This window comes from Bauldia sp. (assembly GCF_965232525.1).
Classification (GTDB): Bacteria; Pseudomonadota; Alphaproteobacteria; order Rhizobiales; family Kaistiaceae; genus Bauldia.
In genome coordinates this window covers 1,972,921-1,996,032 of the sequence record NZ_OZ246980.1, presented here as the reverse complement: position 1 = coordinate 1,996,032, position 23,112 = coordinate 1,972,921, and the positions used below count along the sequence as shown (strand labels likewise).

Below are 23,112 nucleotides of genomic sequence, written 5' to 3'. Positions count from 1 at the left end.
ACGTCCGGGCGGCGGCAAAGCGACGAAGACGCCCCCCGCGTTTCCCGCCGCCCTGGCATCACGCTATGCTTCGCCGTGGCGGGCGTTTCCGGAGCGTCCGTTCGAGCGAGGGAGGAGACCGTGAAGCGTATCCGTGTCGAGGGACCGAACCAGGTCGCGCTGGAAGACGCCGACACACCGCAGATCGGCCCGGAGGACGTGCTGATCCGGGTCCGCGCGACCGGGATCTGCGGCTCCGACGTCGCGATCGTTCACGGCCATATGCCCTACTTCACCCGCGGCCTCGCGCACTACCCGGTGACCCCCGGCCATGAATGGGTCGGCGAGGTGGTCGCGGTGGGTGACGCGGTCGCGGGCTTCGACGAAGGCGATCACGTGGTCGGCGAATGCAGCGTCGGCTGCATGGCCTGCGATCGCTGCCTGGCCGGCAACTACCACCACTGCGAACACCGGACCGAAACCGGTATCCTCAATCGCGACGGCGCCTTCGCCGAATATATCGGCTTCCCGAGCCTGTTCCTGCACCGCATCGACAAGGCGGTCGACCTCAAGGCGGCGGCGCTGGTCGAGCCGACGGCGGTCGCCTTCAATGGCGTGAAGGCCGCCGACATCAGCCCACGGGACTATCTGGCGATCCATGGCGACGGACCGATCGGGCTCTTGATCCTGATGGTCGCCAAGGCCTTCGGCGCCAAGAAGGTCGCGGTGGTCGGCGCGACGCCGTCACGCCTCGCGATGGCCGATAAACTCGGCGCCGATATCGTCATCGACGCGACCAAGGACGATGTGCCGGCGGCCCTGGCCTCAGCCGGCGACGGCGCCCTGCCCGATGTGGCGATGGAGGCGAGCGGGGTACCGGCCGCGGCGACGATGGCGATCAACACCGTTTCGCCCGGCGGGCGGGTCGTGGTGCAAGGCCTGTTCGACGGCCGCGCGATGCCCGACTTCGACATGGATCACGTGGTAATCAACGAAATCGCCATGCGCGGCGCACTCGGCAGCCCCAATATCTGGCCGGACGTTATCGCCCTGATCGAGGCTGGCCGGGTCGATCCGGCGGCGATCGTCACCCACGCGCTACCGCTCGACCAGTTTGAGGCTGGCCTCGAAACGGCCAGCAATCGCGACGGGATCAAGGTGGTGGTGACCCAATAGCCCGCGGAGAACGGTCCGCCCGACGCGGCGGCCGCCGAGCGCCTTCAAGCCGCTCACCGGAACAGCGCCGTCTCCTGCTCGCCACGAGCGAAGCGGGCAAGCTTGGCGAAGAAATCCTCGAGGATGAACCGCACGTCGATGGTCTCGTAGACACGGATCGGCCGGTAGAGGCCCGGATGCACATATTGCATCGCCGCGGTGAACTGCGGCGCCGGGCGCCAGTCGGAACGGCCACCAAACGGGTTCATGATGACGCTGAGCGCCGGCGTGTCGCCGAGCGAGCGGAACTCGATTGGCCCGGAGTGGGAGGCGGCGTTCCAGGCGATGAGCTGGTCGACCAGATACCTGCCGATCGCACCGTGCGGGGCGACCCGCTCCATCAATTCGGCGTAGCCGACCCCGATCATCCGGTAGACCGGCATCGGAATCTGCCACACCACCAGGGACGAGCGGAACACGACATTGGCCGCGGCGATGTCGTTGGAGAGATTGTACTCCCAGCCGCCCACCGGCCATTCGCCGCCGCCGATCCAGATCACCCGGACGTTGCGCTCGGCGATCTGCGGCTCCATCAGCAATGCTGAGGCCATATCGGTGAGCGGGCCGAGAAAGGCGACGTGTAGCGGCCGGTCGTCGTCCTTCATCGCTTCGCGGACGATCAACTCCGCACCCGGCGACGGCGACGGCGTTTCGGGATCGGGAATGGCGTTCTCGGCGCCGTCGGCGACGGTGACCTGCCCGGTGAGGTCCATCAGGTCGAGCAGCTTCATCACCTCGTCGTGGCTGTCGCGCATCGAGTGGGGCGACTTGGCGGTGCCGAAATGGGCCGGGACGACGCCGTGAAGCTCGAAGGACGGGGTCAGCAGCGCCTGAACGATACAGTACTGATCGTCGGCCTCGTTCCTGGCGTCGGTGTTGACGATGACACGCGCCATCTTGTGGGGCGGCAAAGGCATGGGGCGCTCCTTCCGGGTGGTGCGACGACGGGTGGCTGCCCCTTACGACGTTATGATACGCCTTTGTCACGTGTCGCGATCAACCGGCCGGCAACATGCGGTGACCGTCGCCCGGCGGTCGGAAGACGCGCCAGTGCGGCATCTCATCGTGTCACATCGTGCTGATACCGAGTATTAGCAACTTACTTTTCCGTAGATTGTATATTTCGATCCCGGATTCTCAAGCGGCGCGTTGCATTGGCACCTTTTGTATTCACCATACGTCTCGACGTCTTTGTTGGGGCACTTCATATCAGGTTCCGGACTGCTGCATGACAAACTTTTTGGAATATACGGCGCCTTGCCGGGGATAGTACATTGAGTCTGCAGATAGTAGATCGTGTTAGTATCCGCATCGAAAGATAAATTAATATCACAGGATGATTTATTACACGTTCTAGTGTACGTCACTCCGGCGTTCACGCTTGATTGAAAGCCCGCACTGAAAAGTACAGCTAAGATGAAAGACGCGATGGACACCTTCACGAGATCACTCCTTTATTGATCGAGATCACAGCCACGTCCGCCGCGAGGCGCGGGCGTCGATCCGATGTCTGGGTTGGCTCCGACCCAGCCGGGCTGTCGCCGAGACGACAGTCTCGATCGGGCCTGGAGCACCGGTTAGGGCAAGTTTATGAGCCGCGACCGCCAAACTCCAGCGGTTGTTTGAGCGACCCGCGACCCGAGGTCTCGGCCAGCCGATCAGTCGCCCGCGACAATTTCGGCGATCAAAGTCCATAGATGATAGAGCGAACTCGCCGGCACGGTGGTGGCGATCGCGTTGCCGTCGGCATCGAACGCGTCGCGCCAGGTCCCCGGCGGGGTGTCGGCGAGATACGTGGCGAGCAGCGCGCCAGCGAAATCCTCTGCGGCCTCGCGGTGGTTGCGGTCGCCGGTCGCCCGGTACTGCGCGAGATGCGCCTTGATCAATTCAACCTGGGACCACAGGCGGCGGGTTTCGTTGACCGAACGACCGGCGGTGTCGACTTCGAGGACGAGGAACGGCGAGCCGTCACGCCGGCCGAGCCGTTCCGCCGCCTCGAGCAGCGCCGGGCAGAGATCGTCGGCGGGGGCGTCGGCCCAGGCCGCGTAGCGGCGGATCAGCCACACCCACTCGGCCATGTGGCCGGGGTCGAGCCGGTCCGAGCCGAAGTCGGCGCCGATCTCCCAGCGCGGCCCGAAGAATTCGCGGATAGTGCCGATCCGCTCGTCGAAGAACGTGGTGCGAAACGAGCCGAACAGTTCGCCGGCGCGGGCAACGTGGCGGGGGTCGCCGGTGATCGCGGACAGGGCGAGACAGGCCTCGAACAGATGCATGTGCGGGTTCTGGCGGCGTGGCGTCGTGCCGAGATGATCCTCGGCCCAGCCGCCAGCAGGTGCCGCCAGCGTGCGGTCGATGACGCCCAGTGTCCGTTCGATCCCGGTGCGATAAGCCGGGTCGCCGGTCGCTTTGAGAAGCCAGGCCTGGGCGAGCAGCACGCAGGCGTGGTCGTAAAGGTCGCGGATCGGATCGACCACCGCGCCGGCGCGCCGGTCGATCGCGCGGGCGTAGCCGGGCTCGTCGCCGTCGATCCAGGCGGTGGCGTGGAGATTGTGGAACGCCCGCTCGGCCTTGCCGAGCGCATTGGCCGGCGCATGACCAGTAACGGTCGCGTGGGCGAAAACGTAGATGACCCGCGCCGCGGTCCGGGTGCGAACGATGCCGGTGGTGTCGGGGCCGCCGTCCAGCGACAGCGCTTCCATGAACTGCCCGGCGTCCTCGTCAAAGCCGACCGACGCCCAGAGCGGCAATGCATCGCGAATAAAGGTGTCGGCAAGGCGGTCGAGGGACATGGGTGGATGGGAAGTCTCGATCGGGGAAAGGTGCGGCGGTTCTAGACCGTGTCCTCGCCAATAGCGACATCGATCTGGGCGGTCGAATGAACGGGCGGACACGGCCAGCCATATCACGACCGGCGGATGCAGCGATCGCTAGCGCTCCAATGCGTAAATCATCTGCTCCTGCCCGAACCGGATGAGGCGCCGCTCAGGCTTCATGCCCACCTTCTCCAGCACTCTGCGGGACGCCAGGTTGGCGCTCTGCGTCTCCGCGACGACTCGCGACAGGCCAAGTTGCCGTTCGGCATGCACCAGCAGCGCTCCGACCGCTTCGGTCGCATAGCCGCGCCCCCAATAGGCCGGCGACAGCAGATAGGAGACCTCCGTGTCATCGCCGTCATGGTGATCATGGAGAAAGAGCACACCGGCCAGACGTGCCTCGCCGCGTTGGCGGACCGCCCATACCCGGCCCCGTGCGCTGTCTCTCACATACGCATCGAATATCGTGTCGGTGCGCGCCCGCGCTTTGGGACCGCCCAGGTACCGCCAGACTCTCGGGTCGACAAGGAGCGCCGCGACGGCATCGCGGTCGTCGCCGATGATCCGGTCGAGGATACATCTCGGGGTGAGCAACGGCAGTGGCACTCCGGTCATTCGCATTCAGGCTCCACCGGTGGGTTCTCCCACTGGGAATGGGGATTCATGATAGGCTCGACCAGTCGAGATCAAGAGCCCGAGGGCATGGCAGAACCGATCGAACGCGAAACACCGTCGCCGCAAGAGAATCAAGATGCATCCTCTACGCACGACCCGCGTCGTGCCGCGGTGCTCGAACGGCTCGACCGGGTCAACGACCCGGAACTCGACGAGTCGGTGGTGGCGATGGGCTTCATCGGCGACCTCGTTGTCGATGGCGGCGACGTGCGGGTCGATTTCCGGCTACCGACCTATTGGTGCTCGGCCAACTTCGCCTTCCTGATGGCCGAGGACATGCGGATCGCGATCGAAACCCTGCCGTGGGTGACCCGCGCGACCGTCACCCTCGACGACCACTTCGCGGCGAGGCGGATCAACCGCGGCATCGCCGAGAAGCTGCCCTTCGAGGAGGTGTTCGCCGACGAGACAGCGGAGGGGCTGCATCGGGTCCGTGTCGTCTTTCGGGAAAAAGCCTTCCTCGGCCGTCAGGCGGCTCTGCTCGATGCCCTGCTGCGCCGGGATAGCGCGGCGCGAACGCTTGCCGTCTCGATGGCGGACCTCGAACGGCTGGTGCACGACGACGATGAGGAGATCGCCACGGCGGCCGCCCGGTACCTCGCCGCGCGGCGCCACGACGGCGGCCGGGCCGAGCCGGACGACCCGGCCTTCACCACCCTCGAAGGCACGCCGGTGGGCGAAGCGATGCTCGCCGATCACCGCCGCGCGACACGCAGGGTCCTCCACGCCGCGCGGGCCAATGCCGAGATGTGCCGCATCTATCTCGAGGAGCGCTACTCGGACGCCCCACGATCCCAATAGGGTGGAATCTTTTTCCAAGACGCCGGCGCCCGGTATTGGTAGCAAACCCGCCAGCCTATCGAGTGTCGGAGAAAGCGCGTGGCGGAAAACGGGGTGATCGTGGTCGGCGGCGGCCATGGCGGGTCGCAGGCGGCGGCGAGCCTGCGATCAGAGGGTTACGAGGGGCCGGTGACCCTGGTCAGCGCCGAGGCGGATATCCCCTATCAGCGGCCGCCGCTCTCCAAGGCGTTCCTGAAGGAGCCGGATCACGATCTCCTGCCGCTTCGGCCCGAGTCGTTCTATGAGAAGAATGCGATCCGGCTGGAGCTCGGCGTTCACGCCACGGCGCTTGACCTGAGCGCGCGCACGCTGACGCTCGGCGACGGCCGCGCGCTCCCTTCGACCACGTGGTTCTCGCCACCGGTGCCCGGCCACGGATACCGCCGATCGAAGGCGCCGACCTCGACGGAGTCTTCGCCCTCCGCGAGGCCGAGGACGCCCGACAAATCCGGCAGAGGCTCGGCGCGGCGCATGACGTGGTGGTGGTCGGCGGCGGGTTCATCGGGCTGGAGATCGCGGCGACGGCCCGCCTCCTCGGCAAGACCGTGACCGTGCTCGAGGCCGCCGACCGGCTGATGGGGCGGGTGGTAGCGCCACAGATTTCCGAGCATTTCCTCTCGCTCCATCGCGGCTGGGGCAGTGATGTCCGGCTGCGGACGCCGATCGGGCGCGTCGTTGGCGAGGCCGGCCGGGTCGTCGCCGTGGAGACGACGAACGGCGACCGCATCGCCGCCGACATGGTCATCCTCGGTGTTGGCGTCGTGCCGAACGTTGAGCTCGCCGCCGATGCCGGGCTCGCCGTCGAGGACGGCATCCTGGTCGACGACACCATGGCCACCAGCGCCACCCACGTCCTGGCGATCGGCGATTGCGCCGCCTTCGAGCATTGGGAGCTCGGCCGCCGGGTCCGGCTGGAGTCGGTCCAGAACGCGGTCGACCAGGCCAAGACGGCGGCCAAGACCATCGTCGGCCGAACGGAGGCCTATCGCGACGTGCCGTGGTTCTGGTCGGATCAGGGCGACGTCAAGCTGCAGATGGTCGGGCTCTCCAACAACGCCACGTCCAGCGTGGTGCGCGGCAACCCGCAGGATAGCGCGTTCTCCGTTTTCCATTTCGACCACGAGCGGCTTGTCGCCATCGATTCCGTGAACCGTGCTGCAGACCACATGGTCGGTCGACGGCTGCTCGCCGCCGGCCTGTCGCCGTCGCCGGAAACCTGCGCCGACGAGAGCGCCGATCTCAAGGGACTGGTTGTGGGACAAGGGCGGAAGTGAGCGACGCCCAAGTCACAGGATCGTCAATGGAGCTTGGTGATCACTTTGAACAGCTCAACGACACGAAAAAGTTGAACAGCCCCGAAAGTGTGGGATTATTGCATCGACACACGCGATAGTCGCCTTCCACGTAGGAATCACCAGGGCATACGACTTCGATCATCGGGGTGCTGCAATGCAGGGCTTTCGGGACGGGCTCGCCATATTCGTTCTCACATTGAGACCTTATATAGTATATACGAGCATCGACTTGGTTCGGAATTTTCAGTCTTTTACACTCGGTATAGCTACACGACACATATATGTCATGGCCAGCCGTGGAGGGCGCCACACTCAACAACACGATCCCCAACACAAGACTCGAAGACTTGAATATCATGATCGTGCTCCTCTGTTGGGCAGTCGCTTGCGGCCAGTTGTTAGCGGGGACACTCCATCGTCAGGAAGAAATTGATATCATAATTATTAATCGGATTATTGCACTGGCATGTACGATAATCGCCGTCGACGTACGAGGAACCAGGGCATTTCACAGTGACTTTTGGGCTACTACACTTCAAACTCGTCGGAACTAACCGTCGCCCGTCAAGCCTCTCGCATTGAGTTTTAATATAATATATATGTGAAGCGACTAAATTGCTCGAGATCTTCATACGCGTACATTCGAGCTTTTCGCAAACTGCATACAGATCATACCCCGCAGATCGCGCGTTGATTTCAGTTGCTGTGGCCGTAGCTACAAAAAAAGCAGCCAACAGCCCCACGCACAAAGACTTCAAAGCCAACACCTCAGTTCCGCCTACGCGACAACTACTCATCTTATAAACGCGTTAGCTCTGAGGTACAACCCAAACGGCACGGCAGCTGCACTCACTCCGATGGGAGTTTGCCGAAATCCTGCAGGCGTTTCTCGGCGGCGCCGCTGGCCGGTTTACGGGCGCCGCACAACACGGCGCCCGGACAGGGTCAGGACAGCAGGCCCTTGACCACGGTGCTCGCTTTGCCGAAGTCCATGCGGCCCTGATAGCGCGACTTCAGGGTCTGCATGCACTTGCCGATATCGCGGAGACCATGGGCGCCGGTCTCCTTGACCAATTCGGTGCACACCGAACGCATCTGCTCGTCGTTGAGCTGCTGCGGCATGAACTCTTTGATGATGGCGATTTCCTCGCGCTCCTGCTCGGCCAGGTCGAGGCGGTTGCCCTCCTCGTAGGCCTGCGCGGAGTCGAGCCGCTGGCGGATCATCTTGGCGAGAATCGCGAGCACGTCCTCGTCGCTCACCGGGTCCTTGCCGGCGCCACGCGCGGCAATGTCGCGATCGGTGATCGCGGCGTTGATGAGCCGGAGAGTCGAAGTCTTCCGTTTGTCCTGATCACGGGTGGCCTGTTTGAGGGCCGCACCGATCCGCTCACGCAGCATGAGAACCTCCTGAAGACGCGACGCGAGAGGATACCCTCGCTCTATCGCGGGCGCAACTTTCATCGCGCCTGTAAGTCGTTGATTCAATTGGACTTTGAAATTTCGTCCACAGTTGACGCGGGGGCATCGCTTACCTAAGTTGCGCGCGCGGTGTTGCGCGTGTCGCCCGCCGTCGTCGACGTTGTCGGCTATGCATATGGTTCCAACCAGGTGGAAATCAAGATGGCCGAAACCGGCTGGCATGACTCGCGCCCGACTGCCCTCTTGCTGCTTGCCGACGGGACCGTGATCGAAGGCGCCGGGATCGGCGCCGAGGGCGAAGCGACGGGCGAGGTCTGCTTCAACACGGCGATGACCGGCTACCAGGAGATCCTCACCGACCCCTCCTATGCCGGCCAGATCATCACTTTCACCTTCCCCCATATCGGCAATGTCGGCGTCAACGAGGAAGACATCGAAACCGTCAACATGGCGGCGGCTTCGGGGGTGCGCGGCTGCGTGCTGAAGGCCGACATCACCGACCCGTCGAACTACCGCGCTGCCCGCGACCTGGATCAGTGGCTGAAGGCGCGCGGTATCGTCGGCATTGCCGGGATCGACACCCGGGCGCTGACCGCCCGCATCCGCGAACACGGTATGCCCAATGCGGTGATCGTTCACGACCGCGACGGCGCGTTCGACCGCGCCAGGCTGGCTGGCGTGGCCCAGGCCTGGCCGGGGCTTGTCGGCATGGACCTCGCTAAGGACGTGACCGCCGCGCAGTCCTACACGTGGGACCAGACGTCGTGGCAGTGGGGCAAGGGCTACGGCGAAATGACCGAGCCGCGTCACCACGTGGTCGCCATCGACTATGGCATCAAGCGCAACATCCTGCGGCTGCTCGCCGACCACGGCTGTCGGGTGACCGTGCTGCCGGCGACCGCGACCGCCGAGGACGTGCTCGACCGCAAACCGGACGGCATCTTCCTGTCCAACGGACCGGGCGATCCCGCCGCCACCGGCGATTACGCGGTGCCGACCATCCAGGCGCTGGTCGATTCCGACATCCCGGTCTTCGGCATCTGTCTTGGCCACCAGATGCTGTCGCTGGCACTCGGCGCCGAGACGGTGAAGATGCATCAGGGCCATCACGGCGCCAATCATCCGGTCAAGGATCTGACCACCGGCAAGGTCGAGATCACTTCGATGAACCATGGCTTCGCCGTGGATACCAAGACGCTGCCGGAAACCGTCGAAGAGACCCATATCTCGCTGTTCGACGGCTCGAATTGCGGCATCCGGCTCAAGGATCGGCCGGTGTTTTCCGTGCAGTACCACCCGGAAGCCTCGCCCGGCCCGCGCGACAGCCGCTACCTGTTTCAGCGCTTCGTCGATCTGATGGACGCGCGCCGCTAGCGCGCGCGCCGGCAGACGGAGCGACTGACCCAGGCATTGTCACCGATCTCGCTATGGATGAAGCGAATCGTGTCGGCATCGACGATTGTGCCGACGTGGCGGTGGAGGTCCTTGAAGGCGACCATTTCGATCGACCGATTATCCCAGCCGATGGCGCCGAAGACCGTCACCTTGCCCGAGAACGAAGAGACGCCTTCCTGATTGCCTTGGGCGCCGCCCGATGGCGGCAAACTCCAGTACATCTCGGTGGTGAACAGGCCGTCCTTCAAGTCGCTGATGGTGAACGTATAGGTCAGCGTCGTCCGCTCGCCGCGAATGATCATCGGCGCCGGGTCGCAGGCCCACTTGCCGGTCAAGTCGGGGATGTCTGCCATCGCTGGTCCTGCCAGAACTGACGTCGTGGCGGCCGCCGCCATGGACAGTACAATCCGCATGAACCTCCCCGCGATACCGATTTTACGGAGCCAATCGAACGCCCGGCCCGCCGCCCTTTGGAGCATGGGTGCAGCCAGCGAAACAACCGTCTTGCATAGTGACCAACGACACAAGCTTCTGTGACGGGCGTCAAAGACAACGGCAACCGGGTCACCTATCCAGGGGACACATAGAGGCGAAGCGCCCCCGTCAGGCGTGACCGGAGAACGGTCACGTGACAGATTCGGGTGTTGCGCCCGCCGTCGGAGCGCCCAAATCGGCTTGAAGCCGAACGCGCATTTGTTCGCCATGCCGTTGGACGGCAATGGTTTTTTCTCCCGTTTCCGATCCCCTGTGACGCCGGTCACAGACAGTAATGGCCAACTGGCGTAGCACCCCCGGCCTAGACCGGCATCAGTTGATCGATGCTTTTTGGGACGCGACCGATAGTATAAATCGTCGCGATAGGGATGCTGCGTCTTGTATTCGCTCATGCAATGTGGGCGACCAAACCATTAGGAGCGAGAGACATGGCTAAGCGTATTGGCACGAATGGCGACGACAAGCTAAAAGGCACGAACAAAAACGACATCTTGAAAGGAAAGGGCGGCAACGATCTAATCAAAGGCAAAAAAGGAAACGATAAGATTTTCGACGGTGGTGGCGATGACACCGTTTTCGGCGGCGACGGCAAGGATAAATTCTTCGCCGGCAAGGGCTCTGACGATATGTACGGTGGCGCCGGCAAGGACAAGTTTTACTACGAAGGCGGGAAGCTTGGCGACGACCGGATCAAGGACTTCGAGCCGGGCAAGGATAAGCTCTATATCTCAAAGTCGTACGGATACAACTCTGTCAAGCAAGTCATTGACAACGTTTCCCACAACAGAGACGATTTTCGCGTTGATTTGAGTCTTGATAAAGATGGATTTGGCAAAGGCAAAGAAGGTTATCAAGTTCATCTCGAGAATTACGCAGAAAATGGTAATCTCAAAGACCTTGAAGACGATATCATTTTGATCGCCTAATCATATTACCATTCCTACTGCCTCTGCTGGGTCGCGCGTTCCGCGCGCGATCCAGCATTTTATTGCTATTATTGATCAAATCGATCAGAAGAATTTTTGTTTTCTTATTCATTCGTGAGGCCCGACGATGGTTACGAAAGTCGGGGACAAATCTGCTTCGGGTTGCTGATCGATCTCGGCGGCGGCAATCATGTTCATCTCGTCGGACATAAAAAAGAGATCTTCAACCCTGAACAACGATATCCTCCTGATCGGGTGAACAACACCGGCGATTCTGGGAAGCGGAATCGATCCGGTTTCTCTTTTCCGGCATTTCGATTTCCCCTATAAGCGGCGTCCAGTCCAAACCCTTGAACCGTCACGCCCCGGTCGGCCCGCCGCCGGGGCGTCTTTACGCCGCGCTCATGCCCAAACGCACCGATATCCAATCCATCCTCATCATTGGCGCCGGGCCGATCGTCATCGGTCAGGCCTGCGAATTCGACTATTCCGGCACCCAGGCGGTGAAAGCCCTGAAACAGGAGGGCTACCGAGTCATCCTGGTCAACTCCAATCCGGCCACGATCATGACCGATCCGGAGATCGCCGATGCCACCTACATTGAGCCGATCACCCCGGAAATCGTCGCCAAGATCATCGCCAAGGAGAAGCCGGACGCACTGCTGCCGACCATGGGCGGCCAGACCGCGCTGAACTGCGCGTTGTCGCTGCGCCGCGATGGCGTGCTCGATAAGCACGGGGTCGAACTGATCGGCGCCCGTGCCGACGCCATCGACAAGGCGGAGGACCGGGAGAAATTCCGCGAGGCGATGCACAAGATCGGGCTGGAGACGCCGCGGTCCGAGCTTGCCCATTCCCTCGGCGACGCGCTCGCGGCACTCGACAAGATCGGCCTGCCGGCGATCATCCGCCCGTCCTTCACCCTCGGCGGCACCGGTGGCGGCATTGCCTACAACCGCGAGGAGTACCTGGAAATTGTCGAGCGCGGCCTCGACGCGTCGCCGACGACGGAAGTGCTGATCGACGAGTCCGTCCTCGGCTGGAAGGAGTACGAGATGGAGGTCGTGCGCGACAAGCACGACAACTGCATCATCGTCTGCGCCATCGAGAACGTCGACCCGATGGGGGTCCATACCGGCGATTCGATCACCGTCGCTCCGGCGCTGACGCTGACCGACAAGGAATACCAGATCATGCGCGACGCCTCGATCGCGGTGCTGCGCGAGATCGGAGTGGAGACCGGCGGCTCCAACGTCCAGTTCGCGATCAACCCGACCGACGGGCGACTGATCGTCATCGAGATGAACCCGCGGGTGTCGCGGTCGTCCGCGCTTGCCTCCAAGGCGACCGGTTTCCCGATCGCCAAGGTCGCGGCGAAACTCGCGGTCGGCTACACCCTCGACGAGCTGGAAAACGACATCACCGGCGGCGCCACGCCGGCTTCTTTCGAACCGACTATCGATTACGTGGTGACCAAGATCCCGCGCTTCGCCTTTGAGAAGTTTCCGGGCGCGGAGCCACTGTTGACCACTGCGATGAAGTCGGTCGGCGAGGTGATGGCGATCGGCCGGACGTTCTCCGAGTCCCTGCAAAAAGCGCTCCGTGGGCTCGAGACCGGACTTAAGGGCCTCGACGAAGTGACCATCCCCGGTCTCGGCGAAGGCGACGACAAGAACGCCATTCGCGCCGCGCTGGCGAGGCCGGAACCGGGGCGGCTGCTGACCTGCGCCCAGGCGATCCGGCTCGGCACCTCCATCGACGCGATCCACGCGGTCTCCGGCATCGATCCGTGGTTCCTGAGACAGATGCAATCGGTGGTGCAGTCGGAAGACAAGGTCCGCGCCTTCGGCCTGCCGCCCACCGCCGGCTCGCTGCGCGGCCTGAAGGCGCAAGGCTTCTCCGACGCGCGGCTCGCCGAACTCGCCAACACCAGTGAGGCGGAGGTCAAGGCGCTACGGACCAGGCTCGACGTTCATCCGGTCTACAAGCGGATCGACACGTGCGCAGCCGAGTTCGCCTCGCCGACCGCGTATCTCTACTCGTCTTACGAAGTCCCCTTCGCCGGCGCGACGGTCAGCGAAGCGGAGCCCTCCGATCGGAACAAGATCATCATCCTCGGCGGCGGCCCCAACCGGATCGGTCAGGGGATCGAGTTCGACTATTGCTGCTGTCATGCCTGTTTCGCGCTGGCCGACGCCGGCTTCGAAACCATCATGATCAACTGCAATCCCGAAACCGTCTCGACCGACTACGACACCTCCGACCGACTCTATTTCGAGCCGCTCACCGCCGAGGATGTGCTCGAGGTGGTTCGGGTCGAACAGTCGAAGGGCACCCTGGTTGGGGTCATCGTCCAGTTCGGCGGCCAGACGCCCCTCAGCCTCGCCCACGCGTTGCAGGACGCGGATGTGCCGATCCTTGGAACCGCGCCGGACGCCATCGACCTCGCCGAGGACCGTGATCGGTTCCAGCAATTGATCGCCAAGCTGGGGCTCCGGCAACCGCGCAACGGCATCGCCCGCTCCGCCGAGGAAGCCCGCGATATCGTCGAGGATATCGGCTTCCCGGTGGTGATTCGACCGTCCTACGTGCTCGGCGGCCGGGCAATGGAGATCGTGCGCGACGCCTCGCAGCTCGACCGCTACATGGCCGAGGCGGTGGTGGTGTCGGGGACCTCGCCGGTCCTCATCGACTCCTACCTGTCCGACGCGATCGAGGTCGACGTCGATGCGCTCGCCGACGGCTCCGACGTCTTCATCTGCGGCATCATGGAGCATATCGAGCAGGCCGGCATTCATTCCGGCGACTCCGCCTGTTCGCTGCCGCCCCATTCCCTCGGGGCGGACGTCCTTGCCGAACTCGAGCGGCAAACCAAGGCTCTGGCGCTGGCCCTCAACGTGCGCGGCCTGATGAACGTGCAGTTCGCCATCAAGGGCGACGATATCTATGTGCTCGAAGTCAATCCGCGGGCGTCGCGGACCGTTCCCTTCGTCGCCAAGACCGTGGGCGTGCCGTTCGCCAAGATCGCGTCGCTGGTCATGGCCGGCCGTCCACTCTCCGACTTCGACCTGACGCCGAACGGGATCGCCCATGTCGGGGTCAAGGAGGCGGTCTTCCCCTTCGCCCGCTTCCAGAACGTCGACACGCTGCTCGGGCCGGAAATGCGCTCCACTGGCGAGGCGATGGGCCTCGACCGGGACTATGCGGTGGCGTTCGCCAAGAGCCAACTCGCCGCTGGCGGCGCGGTGCCGACCGACGGAACCGTCTTCGTCTCGGTACGGGACGCCGACAAGCCCAAAATCGTCGAGACCGCCAGGCGCCTGCACTCGCTCGGCTTCAAGCTGATCGCGACCGGCGGAACCCAGCGATTTCTGGAGGCCGAGGGCATCCCGTGCACACGGATCAACAAGGTGCTTGAAGGCCGCCCGCACATCGTTGATGCTATCAAGAACGGTGAGGTCCAGCTCGTCTTCAACACCACCGAAGGCGCGCGTGCCTTCTCCGACAGCCGGTCGCTCAGGCGCGCCGCGCTGTTGCAAAAAGTCCCCTATTACACGACGATTGCGGGAGCCGGGGCGGCATCGCTGGGGATTGATGCCTACAAACACGGCAGTCTTGAAGTCAGGCCGCTCCAGTCCTATTTCACCGCGGCTTGATCAGAAACGCGAAGAAACGGGCCAAGGTGCGGAATTCTTTAAGAGAATTTCGCTGGTATGGTATAGTTGACCGATTGGGCGACCGGAAAGCATGAGGTTCTGAGGTGATGGAAAAGATTCCGATGACCGCCGCCGGACACGCGGCGCTGGAGTCGGAGCTCAAACGCCGGACCGGCGAGGAACGGCCACGGATCATCGAACTGATCGCCGAGGCGCGCAGCCACGGTGACCTGTCCGAGAACGCCGAGTATCACGCCGCCAAGGAAGCGCATGGCCTCAACGAAGGCCGCATCATCGAGCTTGAGGACCAGCTGTCGCGGGCCGAGATTATCGACGTGTCGAAGCTGACCGGTTCGAAGACGATCAAGTTCGGCGCGACCGTCACGCTGATTGACGAAGATACTGAAGAAAAAAAGAAATATCAGATTGTCGGCGACGTCGAGGCCGACGTGAAGTCTGGCAAGATTTCGATCTCCTCGCCGATCGCACGTGCGCTGATCGGCAAGGGCAAGGGCGAGACGGTCGAGGTTACGACCCCGGGCGGCGCCCGCTCCTACGAAATCGTCAGCATCCGCTACCGCTAGACCGCTTATTCGCCGAGCGTTTCCAACGCCTGCCGGTCCCGGCGCGGATCAACACATCCTGCCCAGCCGGTCCCTGACTACACTCAAATGGTGTGGATTATTCAGTGAACACGGTCACACCCCGCCCCTACGTCTCGCGCTAAACAACGTTCACATTTCGCGTCGATGACCCGCGGCGGCGAAGTGGTTCTTCTAACATTTTTCAGAAGGCCATGACCCGATGGACCGCTTGACCAAAACCTAGTCGCCTTGCCGGCTTCGGCCCGTTATCGGGTCGAGCTTTTCAACATCTCGCATTCTTCTGCGTACAGGCGCCGCGCCCGCTGATTCACAGCTCTAGAGGGCATTTGCGCCTGATACACTTGAATTGAAAGGAGCCACGCCGTGGCCGATCCGATCCTGAAATCCGTCACGATTCGCCCCGCTCGTTTGAGCGATTCGACCACCCTCCGGCAGATGCACGAACAATCCCTTCGGGTCCTGGCCGCCGATTGTTACACGGAGGCCGAGATTGACGCGTTTCTGGCGCATATCGGGACGATGGACGATTTCCTGCTGCACGAAGGCACCTACTATGTGGTCGTTCACGGCGATGCCATCGTCGCATCCGGCGGGTGGAGCCGAAAGATGCCGAACTACGCGGTCGTCTCTGGCGGCGACCGGCCGCCGGTGACGCTCGGAGTCCCAAAAATCCGCTCGATGTTCGTTCATCCGATGTTCGCCCGGCGCGGATTGGCGACTCTGTTGGCACGCAGGGCGGAAACCGAAGTCGTCGCAGCGGGTTACGACGAGATCGAACTCACCGCGACGCTCTCGGGCGTGCCGTTTTACGCGGCCCTCGGCTACCAAAACGTGCGGCTCTACGCCGCCCATTGCCCGGGTGACATCGTCGTTCGCGGCCAGGTCATGCACAAGCGGCTGTCGGTAACCGACATCGGCGACGATTCATTGCCGGACTCCGCTTCCCATGCCGACGCATTGTGAAACGGCGCGGCACACGGCCAGGGGAGGGAAATGTGACGGGGAATGAGCTATGCACTCCTTGCAGACCGTGGCCGTGAGTCCCTAAATTCCGCCGGTCACTCGTTTCTGAGTCGCCGGCGGCAGTCGCCGCTCCAAAAGCCTTAATCTCAGGGAGATCCTGGCATGCACGCCAAGGTCATCATCGTCGGCTCCGGCCCGGCCGGGTATACCGCCGCCGTCTATGCCGCACGCGCCATGCTCGAGCCGGTGCTCATCGCCGGCGTTCAGCCCGGCGGGCAACTGACCATCACCACCGACGTCGAGAACTATCCCGGCTTCGCCGACCCGATCCAGGGTCCGTGGCTGATGGAGCAGATGCGGGCGCAGGCCGAAAACGTCGGCACCAAGATCGTGCCGGACCACATCAGTTCGGTCGACCTGTCACGCCGACCTTTCCGTCTCAACGGCGATTCCGGCGAGACCTACACTACCGACGCCCTAATCATCGCCACCGGCGCGCAGGCGAAGTGGATCGGCCTGCCCGGCGAAGAGAAATTCAAGGGCTTTGGCGTCTCCGCCTGTGCCACCTGCGACGGCTTCTTTTACAAGGACCGCGAGGTGGCGGTGATCGGCGGCGGCAATACCGCGGTCGAGGAGGCGCTGTTCCTCACCCACTTCGCCTCGAAGGTCACCCTCATCCACCGTCGCGACGAACTGCGCGCGGAGAAGATCCTGCAGAACCGCCTGTTCGCCAACGACAAGATCTCGGTGATGTGGGACACGGTGGTCGACGACGTTGTCGGCGATGAAGGTCCGCCCCTGTCGGTGACCGGCCTGAAGCTGCGCAACGTCAAGACCGACGCGACCAGCGAGTTGCCTGTCGGCGGCGTGTTCGTCGCCATCGGTCATGCGCCCTCGGCAGCATTCCTGGGCGACGCATTGCGGACGAATCCCGGCGGCTATGTCTGGACCGCGCCAGATTCGACAGCCACGAACGTACCCGGCGTATTCGCCGCCGGCGACATCACCGATGACATCTACCGCCAGGCGGTGACCGCGGCCGGGCTCGGCTGCATGGCTGCCCTCGAAGCGGAGAAGTTCCTGTCCGAAACGGCCGAGGACACGGAGGCAGCCGAGGCGGCCGAATAGCCAACCGAGGTCGATGCCATGGATTGGGACAAGCTCCGGATCTTCCACGCGGCCGCTCAGGCTGGGTCGTTCACCCATGCCGGCGAGGCGCTGCACATGAGCCAGTCGGCGGTCAGTCGCCAGGTCGGCGCGCTGGAACAGGACCTGGGCGTCCCGTTGTTTCACCGCCACGCGCGCGGCCTGATCCTTACCGAGCAGGGCGAGGACCTGTTCCGCGCCGCCAACGACGTGACCATGAAGCTCGAGGCGGTGCAGTCCCGCCTGACCGATTGGTCGGAACAGCCGACCGGCCCGCTCCGGCTGAACACCACGGTCGGCCTCGGCTCGACCTGGCTCACCGACCGGATTCACGAGTTCATCGATCACTATCCGGACATCAAGCTGCAACTGATCCTCGACGACGGCGAACTCGACCTCAACATGCGCGAGGCCGACATCGCCATCCGGCTACGTCAGCCGACCCAGCCGGACCTGATCCAGCGGCGGCTGTTCACGGTGCACATGCACCTCTACGCGGCGCCCGAATATCTGGAGCGTTTCGGCCGGCCGGAATCGCTTCAGGACCTGGATGACCACCGGATCGTCACCTTCGGCGTGCCGGTCCCCAACTATTTGCGCGACGTCAACTGGCTCGAGGTCGCCGGTCGCGAGTCCGGCGAGCGGCGCACGCCAATCCTGCGGATCAACAATCTTCTGTCGATCAAGAACGCGATCATGCGCGGCATCGGGATCGCGGTTCTGCCCGACTATATGGTCGAGGGCGAATCCCGCCTCGAACGGCTCCTGCCGGACTCCGAGGTCCCGAGTTTTTCGACCTATTTCGTGTATCCGGCGGAACTGAAGAGCTCGGCGCGTGTGCACGTCTTCCGAGATTTCCTGCTGTCAAAGGCGCAAAACTGGTCATTTTGACCGGTTACGCATGCATTGTTGCATTTTTGCCCCGTGTGACACTTTATTTACGTCAACGGCAACATTCGCCTGCACAAACCTTCGGCAGTTGTACAATGAAGCGTCGATGCGGTGATTCGTTCGTCAATTCCTCCCTACGCGCGAGTGGTCGCATCGTCTGTTCCCCTCTGGAAGGTTTGTCGCTCGCGTTGCTGATGCGGCAAAGAACTGCCGGGCCACCAGGCCCGGCCTTTTCTTGAAACCAACCCAAACGCGAACCGGCCCTGAACGGGTGCAGGATCCACCTGCCGCCCCGGTGGACGTCTCGACCGCGTCGCCTCCTGTGCTATAGGTGGGGCAAGCATCTCGAACCGGGCGAAATCGCCTAGCGGCATCACGCCTGGCGACCTTCCGATCCAAAAAGAAAATGGCGCTGACCGCGAGCCGGACCGGTTCGGGCTCGACGGTCCCAGGGAATGGAGCGAGCAATGATGACATCTTCAGAAACGGGCGGAAAACGAGTGGTTGAGACTGAGGACATTACCCGACCACCGCGCGAATGGGTCGAGGCGCTGCAGGACATCGGCGCGGCCACGGCGAGCAGCACGCTGGCGCATATGGGGGTCCGCAACCCGTTCATCGTCGGCCCCCTCGCGCGCACGGCCGGCCGGGCCATCGCCGGGCCGGCGCTGACGCTGCAGTTCATGCCGAAGCGCGAGGATGTCTACAGCGAGGACGAGTACGCCGAGCCCGAACTGCAACTCCACCGTCACGCCCTCTACCACACCCAGCCCGGCGACATCGTGGTCGTCGACGCCCGTGGCGACATGACGAGTGGCATCTTCGGCGACATGATGCTCACCTACTTCAAGGGCAAGGGCGGGATCGGCGTGGTCATCGACGGCTGCATCCGCGACTACCCGAACGCCAAGCGCCTTGACCTCGGCCTCTGGGTTCGCGGCCTGACCCCGAACTTCCACACCCAGACCGACCTCATGCCGTTTGCCGTCAATCAGCCGATCGCCTGCGGCGGCGCGTTTGTGATGCCGGGCGACATCATCGTCGCCGATGACGACGGCGCGGTGGTTGTGCCTGTCGCCCTCGCCGAGGAGGTCATCGCCCAGGCCTCCGAGCACCACGGTTGGGAGGGCTTCTCGCGCCAGCGGCTTCTCGAGGGGGGCGAGCTTCGCCGTTACTACCCCCTCTCCGACGAGGCCCGGCCCGAGTACGAGGCTTGGCTGAAGGAGCAGTCCGAGGAGGAGTAGCGCGCGGGCACTCCCTGTCGCCCCGCCGGCCGGCGCCCGCCCGCGTTCCGGCCGGCTTGATCTTGGCCGCCTGCGCCGACGCCTCGCCGCACGGGGCGCCGCATTTCATTCGATATCCGGAGACCGACCGTGCCGAAAACCCGCATCGAGGACATTCGCGTCACCCCGATCGCCTTCGCCGACCCGCCGCTTCTCAACAACGCCGGCTGCCACGAGCCGTTCGCTCTCCGGTCGATCATCGAAGTGGAGATCGAGGGTGGAATCGTCGGGCTCGGCGAATCCTATGGCACCACGGCTGTTCTTGACGGCCTCGCCGCCGCGGCACCGAAGCTGATCGGCCTCGACGTGCTCGATCTGAACGGGCTCTGGCGCAGATGCGGCGAAGCGATCGCCGACGGGGATCGGCGCCTCTCGCCCCGTGTGGTCGGCGCGGTCGAAGTCGCCTGCTGGGACGCCTTCGGCAAGGCAACCGACCGGCGGGTATGCGACCTCCTCGGCGGCCAGGTGCGCGAGACCGTGCCGTTCTCGGCCTATCTGTTCTACAAGTTCGCCCGCCACCATGGCGCGAGCAAGGGCGACGCCTGGGGCGAGGTGCTGACCCCTGAACAGATCGTCGAAGAAGCGCGCACCATGATCGACGCCCATGGCTTCGAGGCGATCAAGCTCAAGGCCGGGGTGTTCGAGCCGGAGGAAGAAATCGCCGCGCTTCACGCGCTGCGCGCCGCGTTTCCGGACGCGCCGTTGCGGATCGATCCCAATGGGGGATGGCATGTGCATACGACGCTGAAGCATCTGCCGGAGCTGACCGGGCTGCTGGAGTATCTCGAAGACCCGACGCTGGGCATTCCGGCAATGGCGCTGGTGCAGGCGGCAACCGATATTCCGCTCGCGACCAATATGTGCATCGTTCATCAAGACGACCTGGCGCCCGGTCTTTCGGCCGGGGCGGTTCGGGTGATCCTCTCCGATCATCACTATTGGGGCGGCCTGCAGGCCTGCCGCGAACTCGGGCGCATCTGCGAGGCGTGGGACATCGGCCTGTCGATGCACTCCAATTCGCATCTCGGTATCAGCCTGGTGGCGATGGCGCATCTCGCCGCGGCGACACCGAACCTCACCTATGACTGCGATACCCACTATCCGTGGCAGGTCGACGAAGTGATCGAAGGTGGCAAGCTCGCGTTCGAAGATGGATCGCTGCGGCTACCGGACGGGCCGGGGCTCGGCGTCACGTTGGATCGCGCCGAGCTCGCCCGGCTGCACCAGACCTATCTGGACTGCGGCATCACCGTCCGCGACGACGCCGGCGAAATGCGCAAGCACTGGCCGGGCTTCGAGGCGACCCGTCCCCGTTTCTAGCGAGCGCCGATCTCGGGCGCTCGCCAGCCGCCTACACGTCAGCCCTTCACGCCACCGACCGTCAGCCCCTCGGCCAGGAATTTCTGGGCGTAGATGTAGAGCACCGCCACCGGGATCGCGGTCAGCAGCGAGGCCGCCATCAATTGCCCCCAGGGCAGGATGTCGCCGACCACCATCGACTGGAGGCCGATCGGCAGCGTCCGCAGCGACTCGCTGGTGATGAACACGAACGCGAACAGGAACTCGTTCCAGGCATTGGTGAACGCGAACAGCGCGACCGCCAGCAAGGCCGGCGCGGCGAGCGGCAGGGTGATCCGCCAGAAGGCGTAGAGCCGGCTGGCGCCGTCGATCATCGCCGCCTCTTCCAGCTCGACCGGGATCGACCGGAAATAGCCCATCATCACCCATGTTGCGAAAGGCAGCAGGAAGGTCGGATAGGTGAGGATCAGCGCGGTGTAGGTGTTGATGATGCCGAGATCGGTCAGCGTCTGATAGAGCGGAATGAACAACAGGGTACCGGGCAGCAGATAGGTGATCAGCAGGAAGCTGGTGAGCATCCCCGCGCCACGGAACCGGAGCCGCGACAACGCATAGGCGGCGAGTGATGCCAGCACGACCGATATGATTGTACTGACCGTCGAAACAAAGACCGAGTTCCCAAACCAGACCAGGAATGGCGTATCCTGAAGCAGGGACGTGTACTGGCCAAGCGTTGCCGGCTCGGGCCAGAAGATCGACGACCGCTCGCTGATCTGGGGTGTCGTCTTAAACGAAGTCACCGTGACCCAATAGAACGGGAACAGAACGAAGATCATGATCGGAACCATGAGCAGCAGCCGCATGGTCAGGCTCATGCGCTCGCGTCCCTGGCTCTTGAGGAGCGATCGGTCGGCCGAACCGGTGACCAACCGGCTGACGAGCCGACCGAGCTTCTCGAAACCATCCGCAATCAACTCGAAGGGCAGGAACAACAGATCGAGAACCTTGCCCATGGCGCGGCCCGAGAGCTTAAGAATCCGATCGCCGATGCCCGGCGCCTTTTCGGTCGCGGATTGGCGATCGTCGTGTCGCATGAATTTGGCGAGTAGCCAGATCAGCACCGCCATCAGCGGCGCAACGCTGAAGGCGATCGCTGCGCCCGGGCCGTATTGCAGCGATCCGATCGCTTTCTCGTAGGCGAGGATCGAATAGAGCCGGGTTGCGCCGCCCGGTCCACCGCCGGTCATCAGGAAGATCAGGCCGAACTGGTTGAAGGTGGAGATGAACGACAATAGCAGGACGACGACGATCACATAACGTAGGCCCGGCAGCGTCACGTTCCGAAACCGCTGGACGACGTTGGCGCCGTCGACCTCGGCGGCCTCCAGTTGCTCGCGATCGATCGCCTTCAGACCAGCGAGCAGCAGAAGCACATAAAACGGAATCCCCTTCCAGACATTGACCGCGATGATGCTCGGCATCGCCAGATCGGCATCGGACAGCCAGCCAAGCGGTTGATCGATGATCCCGGCGCCGACCAGGATCGGGTTCAGGCCGCCGAAGATCGGATCGTAGATGCTCTTCCAGGCCAGGGCGGTGACGATCTCCGGAACGATCCACGGCAGCAGAACGATCCCCGTCAGCACGCCACGGAAGGGAATGCGGCTGTTGAGGATCAGGGCGATGGTCATGCCCGTGATGATTTTCATCGTCAGCGACCACAGCGTGAACCGGATCGTGTTCTCCATCGAGAAGATGAAGTCGCTGTTGGTCAGCAGCCGCTCATAGTTCCTCAGGCCGACATTGACCGTCTCGCCAGTGAGAAAATTCAGGGACGTGGTGCTGAGGTAGATGGCGTTGATGAAGGGCCACAGAATGAGCCCGACCATGATCAGCACCATCGGCAGCACGAATGGAAACGCGACCTTCCAGTCCCGCCCGAACAGGCTCTTGAGACGCTTGCTTTCGACATACCGCGTCGACCGCAGCGGCGGCGTACTCAATGGGGCGGTTTTTTCCATCGTCATGGCTTGAGATCACCCACCTGGTCTGTCGTCTCGCTGCGCAAGGCTGAAAGTCTCGTTCCGAAGTGCCGTATCGTTCTTATCGGCAAAGGGCCCGCGACCGGACGCGACAGTGTCTCCGTCGGACGGGAGCGGGGTGTCGAACATGGTGTGATCTTGAGTTCGTAAGGGCGGCTTGCGCCGCCCTTACGGG

Annotated in this window: 17 protein-coding genes and 1 pseudogene; 12 read left to right on the top strand and 6 right to left on the bottom strand. The window is 63.3% G+C overall.

From position 1 onward, the window contains the following. Positions 1-120 precede the first annotated feature (120 nt). Positions 121-1,155, top strand: a complete 1,035-nt coding sequence (locus ACO076_RS09500) for a zinc-dependent alcohol dehydrogenase (RefSeq protein ID WP_421726475.1) — start codon at positions 121-123, stop codon at positions 1,153-1,155. A gap of 53 nt (positions 1,156-1,208) precedes the next feature. On the opposite strand, the gene ACO076_RS09495 is transcribed toward ACO076_RS09500, so the two are convergent. From ACO076_RS09495 to ACO076_RS09485, 3 genes are all read right to left on the bottom strand, one after another. Continuing rightward, positions 1,209-2,111, bottom strand: a complete 903-nt coding sequence (locus ACO076_RS09495) for a nucleoside hydrolase (RefSeq protein ID WP_421726474.1) — start codon at positions 2,109-2,111, stop codon at positions 1,209-1,211. A gap of 741 nt (positions 2,112-2,852) precedes the next feature. After that, positions 2,853-3,983: an AGE family epimerase/isomerase gene (locus tag ACO076_RS09490; protein WP_421726473.1), complete on the bottom strand. Its 1,131-nt coding sequence runs from the start codon at positions 3,981-3,983 to the stop codon at positions 2,853-2,855. A 138-nt stretch (positions 3,984-4,121) separates the two neighbouring features. Beyond that, positions 4,122-4,622, bottom strand: a complete 501-nt coding sequence (locus tag ACO076_RS09485) for a GNAT family N-acetyltransferase (protein WP_421726472.1) — start codon at positions 4,620-4,622, stop codon at positions 4,122-4,124. Positions 4,623-4,709: 87 nt separating this feature from the next. Here ACO076_RS09485 and ACO076_RS09480 point away from each other — a divergent pair, with 87 nt between their 5' ends. Both ACO076_RS09480 and ACO076_RS09475 read left to right on the top strand, forming a co-directional pair. Next, entirely contained in the window at positions 4,710-5,483 is a 774-nt protein-coding gene (locus ACO076_RS09480; protein ID WP_421726471.1) for an iron-sulfur cluster assembly protein, read from the top strand. 78 nt (positions 5,484-5,561) lie between these two features. Then, a pseudogene (locus ACO076_RS09475) lies at positions 5,562-6,796 on the top strand (NAD(P)/FAD-dependent oxidoreductase). Positions 6,797-7,762: 966 nt separating this feature from the next. Here the strand turns inward: ACO076_RS09475 and ACO076_RS09470 are convergent. After that, positions 7,763-8,212, bottom strand: a complete 450-nt coding sequence (locus ACO076_RS09470; protein ID WP_421726708.1) for a GatB/YqeY domain-containing protein — start codon at positions 8,210-8,212, stop codon at positions 7,763-7,765. Positions 8,213-8,437: 225 nt separating this feature from the next. Here ACO076_RS09470 and carA point away from each other — a divergent pair, with 225 nt between their 5' ends. Further along, positions 8,438-9,610: a glutamine-hydrolyzing carbamoyl-phosphate synthase small subunit gene (carA, locus tag ACO076_RS09465; protein WP_421726707.1), complete on the top strand. Its 1,173-nt coding sequence runs from the start codon at positions 8,438-8,440 to the stop codon at positions 9,608-9,610. Here carA and ACO076_RS09460 read toward each other — a convergent pair. Next, on the bottom strand, positions 9,607-9,984 hold the full coding sequence (locus ACO076_RS09460) for a hypothetical protein (protein WP_421726470.1): 378 nt from the start codon (positions 9,982-9,984) through the stop codon (positions 9,607-9,609). The genes carA and ACO076_RS09460 overlap by 4 nt on opposite strands. 570 nt (positions 9,985-10,554) lie before the next feature. Here ACO076_RS09460 and ACO076_RS09455 point away from each other — a divergent pair. The 8 genes from ACO076_RS09455 to ACO076_RS09420 all read left to right on the top strand — a co-directional run bounded on the left by ACO076_RS09455 (position 10,555) and on the right by ACO076_RS09420 (position 20,916). Continuing rightward, the gene (locus tag ACO076_RS09455; RefSeq protein ID WP_421726469.1) at positions 10,555-11,052 is read left to right on the top strand and encodes a hypothetical protein; all 498 of its coding nucleotides are present in this window, start codon (positions 10,555-10,557) and stop codon (positions 11,050-11,052) included. A gap of 404 nt (positions 11,053-11,456) precedes the next feature. Next, positions 11,457-14,708 (top strand): carbamoyl-phosphate synthase large subunit, encoded by a 3,252-nt coding sequence (gene carB / locus ACO076_RS09450; RefSeq protein WP_421726468.1) that lies wholly within the window; start codon positions 11,457-11,459, stop codon positions 14,706-14,708. Between the two features lie 107 nt (positions 14,709-14,815). Further along, on the top strand, positions 14,816-15,292 hold the full coding sequence (gene greA, locus ACO076_RS09445) for a transcription elongation factor GreA (RefSeq protein WP_421726467.1): 477 nt from the start codon (positions 14,816-14,818) through the stop codon (positions 15,290-15,292). Between the two features lie 384 nt (positions 15,293-15,676). Then, complete coding sequence (locus tag ACO076_RS09440) at positions 15,677-16,276, top strand: GNAT family N-acetyltransferase (RefSeq protein WP_421726466.1); 600 nt, start codon at positions 15,677-15,679, stop codon at positions 16,274-16,276. Between the two features lie 162 nt (positions 16,277-16,438). Further along, entirely contained in the window at positions 16,439-17,404 is a 966-nt protein-coding gene (trxB, locus tag ACO076_RS09435) for a thioredoxin-disulfide reductase (protein WP_421726465.1), read from the top strand. An 18-nt stretch (positions 17,405-17,422) separates the two neighbouring features. Next, positions 17,423-18,313, top strand: coding sequence for a LysR family transcriptional regulator (locus tag ACO076_RS09430; protein ID WP_421726464.1), 891 nt, complete (start codon positions 17,423-17,425; stop codon positions 18,311-18,313). Between the two features lie 500 nt (positions 18,314-18,813). Then, positions 18,814-19,557, top strand: coding sequence for a ribonuclease activity regulator RraA (locus ACO076_RS09425; protein ID WP_421726706.1), 744 nt, complete (start codon positions 18,814-18,816; stop codon positions 19,555-19,557). 129 nt (positions 19,558-19,686) lie between these two features. Beyond that, positions 19,687-20,916, top strand: coding sequence for an enolase C-terminal domain-like protein (locus ACO076_RS09420; protein ID WP_421726463.1), 1,230 nt, complete (start codon positions 19,687-19,689; stop codon positions 20,914-20,916). 38 nt (positions 20,917-20,954) lie between these two features. On the opposite strand, the gene ACO076_RS09415 is transcribed toward ACO076_RS09420, so the two are convergent. After that, on the bottom strand, positions 20,955-22,922 hold the full coding sequence (locus ACO076_RS09415; protein WP_421726462.1) for an ABC transporter permease subunit: 1,968 nt from the start codon (positions 22,920-22,922) through the stop codon (positions 20,955-20,957). Positions 22,923-23,112 lie beyond the last annotated feature (190 nt).